A 14,282-nucleotide genomic window follows, 5' to 3' on the forward strand; every position below is an offset into this window, starting at 1 on the left:
CTCGGAACGGTTACCTGAACTGGGGTCGGGTGAAGAGGGGGAATACGGCGGAGGCGGAGGCGAGTGGGTCTCGGAGCCCGGGTCAGAGGGGGATGTTGTCATGCTTCTTGGGGGATTCGGGGCGGGCGTCGTTCTTGGCGCGCAGCGCGGCCAGTGAGTCGACGATGACGTTGCGGGTGTCCTCAGGGGCGATGACGGCGTCGATCTCACCGATGGCCACGGCCTTGTCCGGGTTGATGACGGCGTCGGTGTACTCGGCCACGAGCCGCTCGTGCTCGGCGGTGGCGGCCTCCTCCCCCTGCTCGTCACGGACCTTGGTCAGGTCGCGGCGGTGGATGATGCCGACGGCGCCGGCGGCGCCCAGGACAGCGATCTCGGCTCCCGGCCAGCAGAAGTTGAGGTCGGCGCCGATGGCCTTGGAGCCCATGACGATGTAGGCGCCGCCATAGGCCTTGCGCAAAACGATCGTCACCAGCGGCACAGTGGCGGTGGCGTAGGCGTTGATGACCTTGGCTCCGCGGCGGATGATGCCGGCGTGCTCCTGCTCGGCTCCGGGACGGTAGCCGGGGACGTCGACGAAGGTGACCACCGGCAGCCCGAAGGCGTCGCAGAAGCGCACGAAGCGGGCGAGCTTCTCAGAGGCGTCGACGTCCAGGGTGCCGGCGTCCACCAGCGGCTGGTTGGCGACGATCCCCACCGGGTGGCCCTCGAAGCAGGCGAAGCCGACCACGACGTTGGGTGCGAACTCCTCCTGGACCTGGACGAGCTCGCCGTGGTCGACGACGGCCGAGACCACCTCGACGACGTCGTAGGCCTGCCGGGTGGAGGCCGGGACGATCTCGCCGACACTGCGGGCGGCCTCAGCGTCGGCCTGGGCGTCAGCGTCGTCGTAGGCGTACAGGGGGGCGCTGACCTCGGAAGAGGAGGGCAGGTAGGCCAGGAAGGTGCGGACCTGCCCCAACGCGTCCTCCTCGTCGTCGGCCACGTAGTGGACGACGCCGGAGACGGAACCGTGGATCTGTGCACCGCCGAGGTCCTCGGCGCTGATCTGCTCACCGGTTGTGGCGCGTACGACGTCGGGGCCGGTGACGAACATGTGCGAGGCCTGGCGGGTGGCGATGACGAAGTCGGTCAGGGCCGGGCTGTAGACGGCGCCGCCGGCGCAGGGGCCCAGGATGACGCTGATCTGCGGGACCAGTCCGGAGGCGGCGCAGGTGCGGTTGAAGATGCGCCCGTACTGGCGCAGAGCTCCCACGCCCTCCTGGATCTTGGCGCCGCCGGAGTCGATGAGTCCGATGACGGGGATGCGTAGGCGCAGGGCGTCGTCCAGGAGGCGGACGATCTTGTCCCCCTCGATGGTGCCCAGGGCGCCGCCGGAGACGGAGAAGTCTTGGGAGTAGACGGCCACCTGGCGGCCGTCGATCTGGCCGAAGCCGGTGACGACGCCCGAGGGGCGGGCCTTGTCGCCGGCACCTGAACCGGAGTAGCGGCCGATCTCCAGGAAGGTGGAGTCGTCGAGCAGGTCGTTGATGCGCTCGCGGGCGGTGCGCTTGCCCTTGGCGTGCTGACGGGCGGCGGCGTGCTCCTCGGCCTCCCGGTCGATGCGGGCGATGCGCTGGCGGAAGGCGGTGGTGGCCTCCGAGTCGGCCATAGTGGTTCCCTGGGCCGGTGTCTCGGCAGATGCGCCGGGGCCGGTGATGGGGGCGGTGGTCACGGTTCAGGCCTCCTCGGAGTCGTTCTCGGGGGTGCTCATGCGCACCAGGACATCGCCGGCAGAGACGGTGCGTCCGGCGCTGACGGGGATCTCCGAGATGGTGCCGTCGCTGGGTGCGTGGACGTAGTTCTCCATCTTCATGGACTCCAGGACCACGAGCAGATCGCCCTGGCAGACCGGCTGGCCCGGCTCCACGCAGATCCGGGTAACGATGGCCTGCATGGGGGCGGCGATGACACCGGGCTCACCGCCGGCGGTCCCGGTCTCACCAGGGGCTGCGCCTCGAGGTGAGCGGGTCGCGCCCGAACGGCCGCGCAGCGGCTGGGCCCGGTTGCTGCGGTGGCTGAAGCCTCGCGCCGAGTTGGAGGGGGCGAGGATCCCATCGGGCAGGGTCAGCTGCATGCGGCGGCCGTTGAGCTCGATGATGTAGCTGGAGCGGGTACGCGGGTTGGCGACCGTCTCCGCCGAGCCGTCGGCCTGCGACGTCGCCGCGGCGTCGGCGAGATCGGGCAGCACCTCGTTCTCGATCCACCGCGTGGTCACAGCCAGCCGCCCGGTCTCGTCGGGGGCGGTGAACTCGGGGCGGGTCAGGACCTCGGAGTGCAGGGCAGTGCACACGGTGACGCCCTCGACCACCGTCTCCCGCAGGGCTCGCCGGGCTCGGGCGATGGCCTGCTCCCGGCTGGCACCGGTGACGATGATCTTGGCGAGCATCGGATCGAACAAGGGGGTGACGACGTCGCCCTCAGTGACTCCGGACTCGATGCGGATACCGGGACCGGCCGGCCAGCGCAGGCGGGTGATGGTACCGGTGGAGGGGGCCAGACCTCGGGCGGGATCTTCACAGGTGATGCGCAGCTCGAGGCTGTGACCGCGGGGCTCGTTGACCTGTCCGAGGTGACCGCCCTCGGCGATGCGCAGCTGGATTTCGACCAGATCGGTGCCGGCGACCTCCTCGGTGACGCAGTGCTCCACCTGCAGACGGGGGTTGACCTCCAGGAACCAGATGTCGCCCTCGGGGGTCAGGAGGAACTCGCAGGTGGCCACGCCGACGTAGTCGACCGTCTCCAGGAGCCGACGGGAGGCCTCGACCAGACGCCCGTGAACGCCCTCGGGCAGGAAGGGTGCGGGAGCCTCCTCGAGGAGCTTCTGGTTGCGTCGCTGCAGGGAGCAGTCGCGGGTGGAGACCACGGCGAAACCGCCGTGGCTGTCGCGGGCGCACTGGGTCTCGACGTGACGTGCGGCTGTGACGAACCGCTCCAGGATGAGGGTTCCGCCGCCCTGCGCCGCGGACTCGAAGGCAGGGGTGGCCCGGACCTCGTCGTCATTGTGCAGGACGGTGATGCCGCGCCCGCCGCCACCGTCGGTGCGCTTCAGGGCAACCGGGTAGCCGTGGGCGGCGGCGAAGGCGATGACGGTCTCGGCGTCGGTGACCGAGTCGGTGATGCCCGGCACCGGGGCGACCTGGGCCCGCTCGGCGGTGGCTCGGGCGCTCATCTTGTCTCCGAGGGCGTCCATGGCCTCGGGTGAGGGGCCGACCCAGGTGATCCCCGCCTCGATGATGGAGCGGGCGAAGTCTGCGTCCTCGGACAGGAACCCGTATCCGGGGTGGATGGCGTCCGCGCCGGTGGCGCGGGCCAGCTCGAGCAGCGCCGCCGCGTCGGTGTAGGACGATCCCTCGGGCAGTGCGTAGGCCTCATCGGCGAGCTCTGCGGCAGGGCTCATGAGGTCCTCGGGCGTGTACGGAAGGATCGACGTCGCCCCGAGATCGCGGGCGGTTCGCACGATACGCAGTGCGATCTCACCACGGTTGGCGATGAGGATACGGGAGAGGGTCACCAAGAGTCTCCTTACCTGGACGCTGCCGGGCTGGCGGCGGGCCCTCCTTGGGCCGGCGGGGTGGATCCGTGCTTTCCCTACAATCGTCGAGGGGCGGGTCCACTGGACTATGACGTTACGTGCTCAAGGCACCACATTCCATTTGTGGAAACCTCACAAAGACTGAGAGTTGCGTTGGTGTAACAATCGAGACCCCAGTAATGGGGCGGCATAACGGGGGCCTGGCAAAGACGGCTCCCGCCTCTCGAATGCCTTTGAGGTTTCCCACAAGCCCGACGGGGCGGAGTGGGCCAGCGCATCGGCTGTCACACCTGCATCACGAACACCTCCTCCAACAGGACGTCGCTGCCGGTCGCGGGCAGCGCCCCGCGGCGTCATCAGTGTCAGCCGCGAGCGGCATGGCAGTGCGAGGAGGCCGCCTCGCGCAGCTCGCAGATGGCGGCCAGGGCGTCGTCGGCCCGGTAGACGGCCGACCCGGCGACGAAGACGTCCGCCCCGGCCTCGGCCGCGCGCTCAATCGTCTGGGCGGTGATGCCGCCATCGACCTGTACTCGCAGGTCGAGCCCTCTGGCACCGACCAGCTCGCGCGCCCGGCGGATCTTGGGCAGCATCGACTCGATGAAGGACTGGCCCCCGAAGCCCGGCTCCACGGTCATGAGCAGGAGGAGGTCGAACTCCCCCAGGACATCGGCGACAGCTTCCAGGGGGGTGGCGGGCCTTAGGGCGATGCCCGCGCCGGCGCCGAGCCGGTGGAGCTCGCGCGCCAGACGCACCGGCGCCGTCGTGGCCTCGGCGTGGGGGGTGACGATCTGGCAGCCGGCCTCGGCGTAGGCCGGCGCCCAGCGGTCGGCGTCGCGGATCATGAGGTGGGCGTCCACGGGCAGCGAGGAATGGGCGAGCACCGCCTCGACCACCGGCAGCCCCCATGACAGGTTGGGCACGAAGTGGTTGTCCATGACATCGACGTGGAGCCCGTCGGCGCCCGGGGCGCCGACGTCGCCCGTGACCCGGTCGAGCTCGTCGGCCAGGTGGGCGATGTCGCAGTTGAGGATCGAGGGGTGGATGGCCGTCATCGGGATGCTCCTCATGATGCGCTGGTGTGGTTGGTCAGTCAGCTGGTGCGGCGCAGCAGGGCGCAGAACATGGCGTCGGTGCCGTCGAGGTGGGGCCAGAGCTGAAGCGCCGCCCGGTCGGATCCGGCCGGCGGATGAGGGGCCAGGCGGGTGGCGACGTCCCCGGCGTGCAGGGGCTCGGTGCGCAGGCCCTCGCGCTCCAGCAGCCGCGTCACGTCGCGCACCACGAGGGTCGTCTCCAGGGCGTGCGGGGAACAGGTCACGTAGGTCACCACTCCCCCGCGTCGCACGGCGCGCAGGGCACTGGCCAGCAGCTCGCGCTGAAGCTCGGCCAGAACGGTGACGTCCCCTGGCTGTCGGCGCCAGCGGGCCTCGGGGCGGCGGCGCAGCGACCCCAGCCCCGTGCAGGGGGCGTCGACCAGGACCCGGTCGTAGGCGCCGGGCTCATCGCGCCCGAGGTCACGTCCATCACCGCAACGCACCCGGGCGACGTCCGGCGCGATGGCTCGCAGGGCCGAGCGCACCAGGTCGGCCCGATGGGGGCTGGCCTCATTGGCCAGCAGCTGGGCGCCCGTCTGCGCGGCCCTCGCGGCGAGAAGCGCGGCCTTGCCACCGGGCCCGGCACACAGGTCGAGCCACCGCTCATCGCGGCCCTCCACAGGGGCATGCGCCGCAACGAGCGCCACCAGCTGACTGCCCTCGTCCTCGACCCCGGCCCGGCAGTCGCGGATCGCATCGATCCGGCCCGGGTCTCCCCCGACCATGACGACGGCGAGCGGACTGATCCTGCCGGGGCGCGGCTCGACGTCGTGAGCCCGGTCGGCCTTGCGGGCGGCCTTGGCCAGCGCCTCCGGCGCGATAAGGCCGGGCCTGGCACACAGGGCCACCTCGGGGTCGGCGTTGTCCGCGGCCAGAAGCACCTCGAGCTCCTCGCCGCTGCGGCCGTGGGTGACCAGGGCCTGACGCAGCGCCTTGACGATCCACTCCGGGTGCGACTGGGTGCGGGCCAGAGCGCTCGTCTCATCGGGTGCGTCCCGGCGCAGCTCATCCATCCAGGAGTCCAGGTCCCGCCCGCTAAGCCGACGCATGACGGCGTTGACGAAGGTGGCCGCGCCGCGCCCGCAGGAGGTGGTGGCCAGGTCCACGGTGGTGCTCACGGCGGCGTGCTGGGCCACCCGCATGCCCATGAGCTGGTGGGCTCCCAAGCGCAGGACGTCGAGCACGGCTGGATCGATGCGCTCCAGGGGACGGTCCGTGCAGGCGGCGATCATCGCGTCGTAGCGACCCAGCAGCCGCAGGGTCCCGTAGGTCAGAGCAGTGGCGAAGCCGGCGTCACGCCGATCCAGGTCAGCGGTCTCCAGCAGCTCGGGCAGAAGGAGGTTGGCGAAGGCGTCATCGCGGCGAACGCGGGTGAGCACCTCCAGGGCCACCTGACGCGCCGAGCCAGATCGGCCCCCCGCCGGGCGTGCCGATGCACCCGCCTGCGGGCCGTCCTGCTTGAAGGAGCGCCGGCCCTGGGCTTGGCGACCCGGGTGAGGACCGCCGCGCTCAGTTCGCCTGCCGCGTTGCTCCCGGCGTCTGCCAGGAGCGCCACCCCGCCCGTGGCCTGCGCCTCGCCGGTTATCGTCGTGGCCGCCCGACGCGCCCCGGCGTGTCGATCGCTCCCCCATCAGCTCATCGCCTCACCGTCGTCGTTCGTCACGCACGAGGTCCCCAGGACGGCCCCCACCTCCGGACGCGCTCCCCTGGCCCAGGCGTCGGCAGGCATCCAGCTGCGCCCGGCGGGCGCGACCTGCCCCAGACGGACGGCACAGCCCCCGGTTCCCACGAGGACCTCGCGCTTGGTGGCGCGCAGCTGGCCGGGCAACAGATCGGTGACCTCCGGGACCGGGGTGACCGGCCCCAGACGGAACCGGGACCCCAGGTAAGTGGTGTGGGCACCCGGCGCCGGAGTGACGCCCCGGATCCGACGGTCAATGGCAAGCGCCGGATCCTCCCAGCGGATCAGACCGTCGGCCGAGGAGAGCACGGGGGCCAGCGTGGCCAGCGCGTCCTCCTGCGGCTCCGGACGCACGCTGCCGTCCTCAACCCGGCGCAGCACATCGAGGACCAGGGGCGCCCCGGCCTGCGCCAGCCGCTCGAGCAGATCCCCGCTGGTGTCCCGACCGCTGATGGCCTCCGTGAGTCGGCCATAGACGGGACCGGTGTCGAGCCCCTCCTCGAGGCGGAACACGCAGGCCCCGGTGACCTCCTCACCGGCGATGACCGCCCGCTGGACCGGGGCGGCTCCGCGCCACGCGGGCAGCAGAGAGAAGTGCAGATTCAGCCAACCGTGCTCTGGTACCTCCAGCAGATCGGCCGGCACCAGGCGACCGTAGGCGACCACGACGGCGACGTCAGCCTTCAGAGCGCCGATCCACGCGTGCACGTCGTCGGCCTGCTCCCCCTTGAGGGTGGCCGGAGTGCGTACATCGAGCCCCGCATCGCGAGCCACGGCCGCCACCGGCGAGGGGTGCAGCGTCCGGCCGCGCCCTTTGCGAGCGTCAGCACGGGTGAGGACCCCGACGACGTCGTGCTCACTGGCGATGAGGGCCTCCAGGGTGGGCAGGGCCGCCTCGGGGGTTCCGGCGAAAAGCACACGCATGCGGCTGAGTCTAAGGGGCGACGTCACCCAGTGCGGGGTTCAATGCCGGTCCGGCGTGGGGAGCAGGCCCAGCGCGACGAGCTCGGAGCGCAGCCGTCCCACACCGGTGAAGTGGTGGGTGCGCATTCCCAGGCGGCCAGCCGCCTCGATGTTGACCGCCGAGTCGTCGATGAACAGGGTGCGGGAGGCCTGGAGACGGTAACGACTCAGAAGAAGGTCGAAGATGGCGGCATCCGGTTTGGCCAGGTGCTCGCGCCCGGAGACCACGATGCCCACGAAGCGTTCGAGCTGGGGGACCAGGAGCCTGGCCCGCTCGAAGGGCGCGGCGTCGAAGTTGGTCAGCCCGTACAGCGCCACGCCACTCCCAAGGAGGTCGTCGAGCAGAGCGGCCATGCCGGGAACGGGACCCGTCAGCGATTCGGCGAAGCGCTGACGGTACAAGGAGAGGATCTCCGCCCAGTCGGGGCGGCCGGGGTGGGCCCGGGTGTAGTCGGCGAGCACCTGTTCGAAGGGCTCTCCCCGGTCGAGTCGTTCGTTCCAGGTCAGGAACCCTCCGTCGACCACGAACTCCTCCCACTCGTCGGCTGAGACGTATCCGGCGACGGCAGCCATGGGCTCCCACGCGTACAGGACGTTGCCGTAGTCGAGGACGACGGCACTGACGGCGTCTACGGGGCTGGAGGTCGTGGCGAAGGGGGACGGTGCGTTCACGTCCGCCATCCTCCCACTCCGGCGCCTCGGGACTCGGATGGATCCATCCGGGACGGATCGCCCTTGACGTTTGTGAGTCACCTACTGACGCGGGTCCGCTGCATCGGCGGTCCAGGGGCGCTCCACAGCAGCGCCCGAAGCGGCAAAGCGCCTGGTGGGAGCAACATCACCCTTCGACCGAGAACGCCCGATCAACATGTTTGAAACTTCTTTCTACCAGGGGGTTTCCAACTCTCAAGAACCCTGGTACGCTCGTACCATTCCGGTACGGGCGTACCACTTCTGCAGTCAGAGCGCGTGATGCGCGTCATGATCCACATCGGCGACACAGTGCTGTGTCAGAGAGGGAGTCATGGAATTTTCCGTAGATTCCGAAATCGGAAAGCTTCGCCAGGTCATCCTGCACCGCCCCGGCAACGAGATGCTCCGACTCACTCCGCAGAACAAGGACCACCTCCTGTTCGATGACGTGCTGTGGCTCGAGCGGGCCCAGGAGGAGCACGACCAGTTCGCACGAGTGCTGACCGACCGCGACATCGAGGTGCTCTACCTCAGCGACCTGCTGGCCCAGACCCTGGAGGTGCCCAAAGCCAGGCAGTACGTCCTGGACCGAGTCGTCAACGAGAACACCAACGGCCCCAGCGCCGCCGAGCCGCTGCGCGCCCTGGCTCAGGGACTGTCCGGGGCCGAGCTGGCCGAGGTGCTCGTTGCCGGGATCACGAAGGCCGAGCTGCTCGAGCGCACCTCCTGCCCGGACTCGCTCGTGCTGGCCTCCATGGACGACGACGACCTGCTTCTGCCGCCGTTGCCCAACCACCTCTTCACCCGCGACACATCCTGTTGGATCTACAACGGCGTCTCCATCAACTCGATGATGATGCCGGCCCGCCAGCGCGAGACCATCAACTACGAGGCGATCTACCGCTGGCACCCTCTCTTCGCCGGCTCCGACTTCCCCGTGTGGTCCGAGGGCACACAGGCAGGCCCCGCCACCGTGGAGGGTGGAGACGTCCAGATCATCGGCAACGGCGCCGTTCTGGTCGGAGTCTCCGAGCGCACCACCTCGCAGGGCATCGAAAGGCTCGCCAGCCGACTGTTCGCCGGAGGCACGGTGAACCAGATCGTCGCCGTCGAGATGAACCGGACACGCGCCCAGATGCACCTGGACACGGTGATGACCATGGTCGACGTCGGCACGTTCACCATCTACGGCGGCCTGGGGAAGCTGCCGACGCTCACGCTGCGCCCGGACGGAGACAAGCAGATCAGCGTCACGCGCAACGCCCCCGAGGACATGTACCGCGTCATCGCCCAGGCCCTGGGTGTCGACGAGCTCAACGTCCTCATCACGCCCCAGGACTCGATGGCCGCCGCCCGTGAGCAGTGGGACGACGGCTCCAACTCCCTGGCCATCGCCCCCGGTGTCATCGTTACCTATGAACGTAACGTCAACACGAACGAGTACCTTACTTCCCATGGCATCGAGGTCCTGACCATTCCCGGTTCGGAGGTCGGTCGCGGTCGCGGTGGTCCACACTGCATGAGCTGCCCAACCCTGCGGGACCCGCTTGCCTGAGTCGGCCCTGGCCGACACACAAGAAGAACTATCAGTACATCACCACACTGGACGAAGGAATCCTCATGTCCCACCCCCTGCACAACCGCAGTTTCCTCAAAGAGCTCGACTTCACGGCTGAGGAGTGGAGCTCCCTGCTCGAGCTGGCCGCCCAGCTCAAGGCGGACAAGAAGGCCGGCCGCGAGGTGAAGCGGCTGACCGGTAAGAACATCGCTCTCATTTTTGAGAAGACCTCGACGCGCACCCGCTGCTCCTTCGAGGTGGCCGCCTACGACCAGGGCGCACAGGTCACCTACCTCGACCCCTCCGGTTCCCAGATGGGCCACAAGGAGTCCGTGGCGGACACCGCTCGGGTGCTGGGCCGCTTCTATGACGGCATCGAGTTCCGCGGCAAGAAGCAGGAGCACGTCGAGGCTCTGGCTGAGCTCTCCGGCGTCCCGGTGTGGAATGGACTGACGGACGAGTGGCACCCCACCCAGATGCTGGCCGACCAGCTGACCATGCTGGAGCACGCAGACAAGCCGATCGAGCAGATCTCCTTCGCCTACCTCGGCGACGCCCGCAACAACGTTGCCAACTCACTGCTCATCTCAGCGGCCCTCATGGGGATGGACGTGCGGATGGTGGCACCCAAGGAGCTGCAGACATCTCCCGAGGTGGTGGCTCAGGCTGAGAAGCTGGCCAAGGACAGCGGCGCCCGCATCCTCATTACCGACGACACCGCCCAGGGCGTCAAGGGCGTCGACTTCCTCTACACCGACGTGTGGGTCTCCATGGGTGAGCCCAAGGAGGTCTGGGACCAGCGCATCGCCCTGCTCGCGCCCTACCAGGTCAACGCCCAGCTGGTGGAGGCCACCGGCAACCCGGACGTGAAGTTCCTCCACTGCCTGCCGGCCTTCCACGACCGCAACACCACGGTCGGTGAGGACATTTTCGCCAAGACCGGGATGGAGGGCCTGGAGGTGACCGACGACGTCTTCGAGACCGAGCGCAACGTCGCCTTCGACCAGGCCGAGAACCGTATGCACACCATCAAGGCCGTGATGGTCGCGACCCTGGGAAAGTGGGACTGACCTGTGAGAATCGTCGTCGCCCTCGGAGGAAACGCTTTGCTGCGTCGGGGGGAAAAGCCCGACGCCAGTACCCAGATCCGCAATGTCGAGATTGCGGCCCATGAGCTGGCCAAGTTGGCGGAGAAGCACGAGCTGGTCCTGACTCACGGGAACGGCCCCCAGGTGGGGGTGCTGGCCCTGCAGTCCGCCAACGACGAGCGTCTCTCCGAGCCCTACCCCTTCGACACCCTCGGTGCCCAGACGCAGGGCATGATCGGCTACTGGCTGCTGCAGGCCATGCAGAACGCCCTGCCCGGTCGCCACGTGGCCGCCATGGTCAACCAGACCCTGGTGATGGCCGGTGACCCGGCCTTCTCCAACCCCACCAAGTTCGTCGGTGAGGTGTACACCAAGGAGGAGGCCGAGAAGCTGGCTGAGGAGCGGGGCTGGGTGGTCAAGCCCGACGGCGAGCACTACCGCCGCGTCGTCGGCTCCCCCATGCCGCAGCGCGTCATCGAGACCCGTCTAGTGCGCACACTGCTGGATGCCGGCGCGATCGTCGTCTGCTCCGGGGGCGGCGGTGTGCCCGTCGTCCGCAGCGAGGAGGGCAAGCTCAAGGGTATTGAAGCCGTCATCGACAAGGACCTCACGGCGTCGGTCATGGCCGAGGCCCTGGAGGCCGATGCGCTTCTTATCCTCACGGACGTTGATGGAGTGTTTCAGGATTTCGGGACCGAGAACCAGAAACAGGTTCCGAGGGCGACGCCGGCAGAGCTGCGGTCCATGGGACTTCCCAGTGGGTCCATGGGACCAAAGGTTGAGGCGGTGTGCCGATTTGTTGAGCTGACTGGCGATATGGCGGCAATCGGACGTCTTGAGGACGCCGTTTCCATCATTGAGGGCCAGGCAGGGACTATCGTGACTCCCGGAGGAAACTACGGGGGCCCAGACGATATCCATCCCCCAATTCCCGAGCAGCTCGACACGCGCATCCGCAGGGCCTGACCGGCGCAACGGCATCGGTCTTTCAAGGAGGTGGTGAAAACCCTGAACCCACAATGACCGTGCCACGGTTCAGCACCCATCATTGTATTCAGATACTCCTACGGCCACATTTGCCGTTCGTTCAGAGTAGAATGACAGTGTTGAATCATAGACACACCACCTGTCTTCATTCACGCATCACACATCGAGCACAAAGGAGTGACTTACTCATGACGAAGATCGTCAACTCTTGGAACGACTTCGACCCTCTCAAGCGTGTCATCGTCGGACGCGCCGACTTCTCGGTTATTCCTCCCGAGGAGCCCGCCACCTCTGAGAAGGTGCCGATCGACTCCGAGATGCGCGGCATGTGGGGCCCCCGTCCCACCGCCACCGTTGAGGCCGCCAACGAGCAGCTCGACAACTACGTCAAGATCCTCGAGGGTCTGGGCGTCCAGGTGGACCGCCCCACGCCGCTGCAGTGGAACCAGGCCATCCAGACGCCTGACTTCCGCACGGAGTCGGGCTTCACCCAGATGCCTCCGCGTGACATCCTGCTCACCATCGGTGACGAGATCATGGCGTCGGCCAACTCGTTCCGCTGCCGCTACTTCGAGTACCTGGCCTACTGGCCCCTCATGAACCAGTACTTCGAGGAGGACCCGGAGTTCAAGTGGACCCAGGCCCCTCGTCCGCGGCTGACGGACAAGTCCTACAAGCACAACTACTACGACGAGCGGATCTCCCTGGAGGAGCGCCTTGAGCGCACCGCCGCCAAGGACTTCGTGACTACTGAGGTCGAGCCGATGTGGGACGCCGCCGACGTCATGCGCGTGGGTAAGGACCTGTTCATCCAGCACGGTCTGACTACCAACCGCAAGGCTATGGAGTGGTTCAAGCGCTACTACCCGGACCTGCGGGTGCACGCGGTGAACTTCCCCGGCGACCCCTACCCGATCCACATCGACGCCACCTTCGTGCCGCTGCGGCCCGGGCTCATCATCAACAACCCGCACCGCCGCCTGCCCGAGGAGCAGCGCAAGATCTTCGAGGCCAACGACTGGCAGATCGTCGACGCGGCTCCCCCGGCCCACGAGGTTCCGCCGCCGCTGTGCTACTCCTCCGTCTGGCTGTCCATGAACTGCCTGGTCATCGACCACAAGACCGTGTGTGTCGAGGCCAGCGAGGTCCACCAGATGGAGCAGATGGACAAGCTCGGCATGAATGTCATCCCGGTTCCCTTCCGCGACGCCTACGCCTTCGGCGGTGGCCTCCACTGCGCGACGGCGGACGTCTACCGCGAGGGCGGCTGCGAGGACTACTTCCCCAACCAGGTCGCTGACCCGACTCTGGTCTGATCTCAAGGGTGCGGGGCGGCGGCTCATGGGACCGGGCTGCCGCCCCGCACCTTACCCGGCTCTGCTCTTCGCAGCGCGGTCAGCGGACGCTCCATAGGACTGGGAAGGCCCTCCTGACCGCGTGAGACCTGGCAAGGATGCCGGTCCGTCGCGCACGCCGGGGGAGAACTCAGGAGACACAACTGCCATGTCACAGACATCGTCCGCTGAATCCTCTGTCACAGAGTACGTCATGAACAAGAAGCTGGGCGCCATCGCCATGCTTCTCTCCGCCACCGGGATGGGGCTTGTCGGCACCATCAGTCGTGGTACGACCGCCGGCCTCGCTCACGCCGACAAGTCCGTCATCGGTTCGTTCCTGGCCTTCGGCCGCATGAGCGTCGGACTACTCGGGTTCATTCTTATCCTCATCTTCACCGGGAAGTCCGAGCTGTTCAAGAGCACCCGCCTGAGCACGACCGTGATCCTGGGAGGGGTCAGTATCGGCCTGTCCCTGGGCTGCTACATCTCCTCGACCCTGATGACGACCATTTCCAATGCCGTCTTCCTCATCTACACAGGCCCCTTGTTCTGCGCACTGCTCGCACGCATTTTCCGCAAAGAGAAGATCAGCGTGCTCTCCGGCATCTTCCTGTCTCTTGTGTTCATAGGAATGCTGCTGACCATCGGAATCATCGACTTCAAGAACGGGACTCTGACTTTCGGACTGGATCTGTCTGCCACAACACCTGAGTTCCCTCAGAAGAGCCTAGGGGATCTTTTAGGTCTGTTGTCCGGCGTCTTCTACGGTCTGGCACTGTTCTTCTACGGGTACCGTAAGGACATTGATTCAATCGTCCGCGGTGTGTGGAACTTCTTCTGGGCCGCCTGCGCAACTCTGGTCATGTCCATCGTCTTGCGTCCTTGGCACGGAGTTTCCACCTTCACCGCCACCAACTGGATGTGGGCAGTGGCCCTCTTCCTCGTCTGCGGCCTCTTCGCACTGGGTTTCCTGGTCGTTGCAGGACGCAACCTGCCTGCCGTTGAGTACTCGACGATCTCCTACTGGGAGTGCCCGGTCGCCATTCTGTGCGGCCTGCTCGTCTGGGGAGAGAAGCTCACGCCCATGGGGATGATCGGCGGACTGCTCATTGTCGGCGGTGGGTTGGCCCCGATCATCGTGGATGCCATCGCCCGGAAATCACGCGCCTCCACGTCCTGATCCTCCTGTGATCCTGTCTGCCTGCACCAACTCCCAGCGGGCAGACAGGATCACATGTAGAGTCATCAACGTCTCACCTTGGGATGACCATTACGTCATCGTCGACATCCACCGAGCCGGAGTCATAGGC

At 67.5% G+C, this 14,282-nt stretch carries 11 protein-coding genes; 5 read left to right on the forward strand and 6 right to left on the reverse strand.

Annotation, left to right across the window (positions count from 1 at the left end):
- Positions 1-82: 82 nt before the first annotated feature.
- The 6 genes from HMPREF9058_RS05365 to HMPREF9058_RS05390 form a co-directional block, all read right to left on the reverse strand.
- Positions 83-1,651 carry an acyl-CoA carboxylase subunit beta gene (locus HMPREF9058_RS05365; protein ID WP_254654082.1) on the reverse strand — a complete coding sequence of 523 codons (1,569 nt, stop codon included), beginning with the start codon at positions 1,649-1,651 and terminating at the stop codon, positions 83-85.
- A 66-nt stretch (positions 1,652-1,717) separates the two neighbouring features.
- On the reverse strand, positions 1,718-3,553 hold the full coding sequence (locus HMPREF9058_RS05370) for a biotin carboxylase N-terminal domain-containing protein (RefSeq protein WP_009406379.1): 1,836 nt from the start codon (positions 3,551-3,553) through the stop codon (positions 1,718-1,720).
- 383 nt (positions 3,554-3,936) lie between these two features.
- Complete coding sequence (rpe, locus tag HMPREF9058_RS05375; RefSeq protein WP_009406437.1) at positions 3,937-4,626, reverse strand: ribulose-phosphate 3-epimerase; 690 nt, start codon at positions 4,624-4,626, stop codon at positions 3,937-3,939.
- A gap of 38 nt (positions 4,627-4,664) precedes the next feature.
- Entirely contained in the window at positions 4,665-6,056 is a 1,392-nt protein-coding gene (locus HMPREF9058_RS05380; RefSeq protein WP_009747547.1) for an RsmB/NOP family class I SAM-dependent RNA methyltransferase, read from the reverse strand.
- Positions 6,057-6,295: 239 nt separating this feature from the next.
- Positions 6,296-7,270 carry a methionyl-tRNA formyltransferase gene (gene fmt, locus HMPREF9058_RS05385; protein WP_009747330.1) on the reverse strand — a complete coding sequence of 325 codons (975 nt, stop codon included), beginning with the start codon at positions 7,268-7,270 and terminating at the stop codon, positions 6,296-6,298.
- A gap of 39 nt (positions 7,271-7,309) precedes the next feature.
- Positions 7,310-7,981, reverse strand: coding sequence for an HAD family phosphatase (locus tag HMPREF9058_RS05390; protein ID WP_009405507.1), 672 nt, complete (start codon positions 7,979-7,981; stop codon positions 7,310-7,312).
- Between the two features lie 352 nt (positions 7,982-8,333).
- Between HMPREF9058_RS05390 and HMPREF9058_RS05395 the strand changes: the two genes are divergently transcribed.
- The 5 genes from HMPREF9058_RS05395 (at position 8,334) to HMPREF9058_RS05415 (ending at position 14,152) form a co-directional block, all read left to right on the forward strand.
- Positions 8,334-9,557 carry an arginine deiminase gene (locus tag HMPREF9058_RS05395; protein WP_009747409.1) on the forward strand — a complete coding sequence of 408 codons (1,224 nt, stop codon included), beginning with the start codon at positions 8,334-8,336 and terminating at the stop codon, positions 9,555-9,557.
- Between the two features lie 65 nt (positions 9,558-9,622).
- A complete protein-coding gene (argF, locus tag HMPREF9058_RS05400; protein WP_009405680.1) occupies positions 9,623-10,630 on the forward strand; it encodes an ornithine carbamoyltransferase in 1,008 nt (335 codons plus the stop codon).
- A gap of 3 nt (positions 10,631-10,633) precedes the next feature.
- Positions 10,634-11,614: a carbamate kinase gene (arcC, locus tag HMPREF9058_RS05405; protein WP_009747563.1), complete on the forward strand. Its 981-nt coding sequence runs from the start codon at positions 10,634-10,636 to the stop codon at positions 11,612-11,614.
- 209 nt (positions 11,615-11,823) lie between these two features.
- Positions 11,824-12,951 carry a serine/threonine protein kinase gene (locus HMPREF9058_RS05410; protein ID WP_004564867.1) on the forward strand — a complete coding sequence of 376 codons (1,128 nt, stop codon included), beginning with the start codon at positions 11,824-11,826 and terminating at the stop codon, positions 12,949-12,951.
- A gap of 187 nt (positions 12,952-13,138) precedes the next feature.
- Positions 13,139-14,152 carry a DMT family transporter gene (locus HMPREF9058_RS05415; RefSeq protein ID WP_009405614.1) on the forward strand — a complete coding sequence of 338 codons (1,014 nt, stop codon included), beginning with the start codon at positions 13,139-13,141 and terminating at the stop codon, positions 14,150-14,152.
- Positions 14,153-14,282 lie beyond the last annotated feature (130 nt).

This window comes from Actinomyces sp. oral taxon 175 str. F0384 (genome assembly GCF_000223355.1).
GTDB lineage: Bacteria > Actinomycetota > Actinomycetes > Actinomycetales > Actinomycetaceae > Actinomyces > Actinomyces oris.

Coding starts and splice junctions, on each gene's coding strand:
- HMPREF9058_RS05410 (WP_004564867.1), top strand. CDS start 11,824: ATGACGAAGATCGTCAACTCTTGGAACGACTTCGACCCTCTCAAGCGT.
- HMPREF9058_RS05415 (WP_009405614.1), top strand. CDS start 13,139: ATGTCACAGACATCGTCCGCTGAATCCTCTGTCACAGAGTACGTCATG.
- HMPREF9058_RS05365 (WP_254654082.1), bottom strand. CDS start 1,651: ATGGCCGACTCGGAGGCCACCACCGCCTTCCGCCAGCGCATCGCCCGC.
- argF (WP_009405680.1), top strand. CDS start 9,623: ATGTCCCACCCCCTGCACAACCGCAGTTTCCTCAAAGAGCTCGACTTC.
- fmt (WP_009747330.1), bottom strand. CDS start 7,270: ATGCGTGTGCTTTTCGCCGGAACCCCCGAGGCGGCCCTGCCCACCCTG.
- rpe (WP_009406437.1), bottom strand. CDS start 4,626: ATGACGGCCATCCACCCCTCGATCCTCAACTGCGACATCGCCCACCTG.
- HMPREF9058_RS05395 (WP_009747409.1), top strand. CDS start 8,334: ATGGAATTTTCCGTAGATTCCGAAATCGGAAAGCTTCGCCAGGTCATC.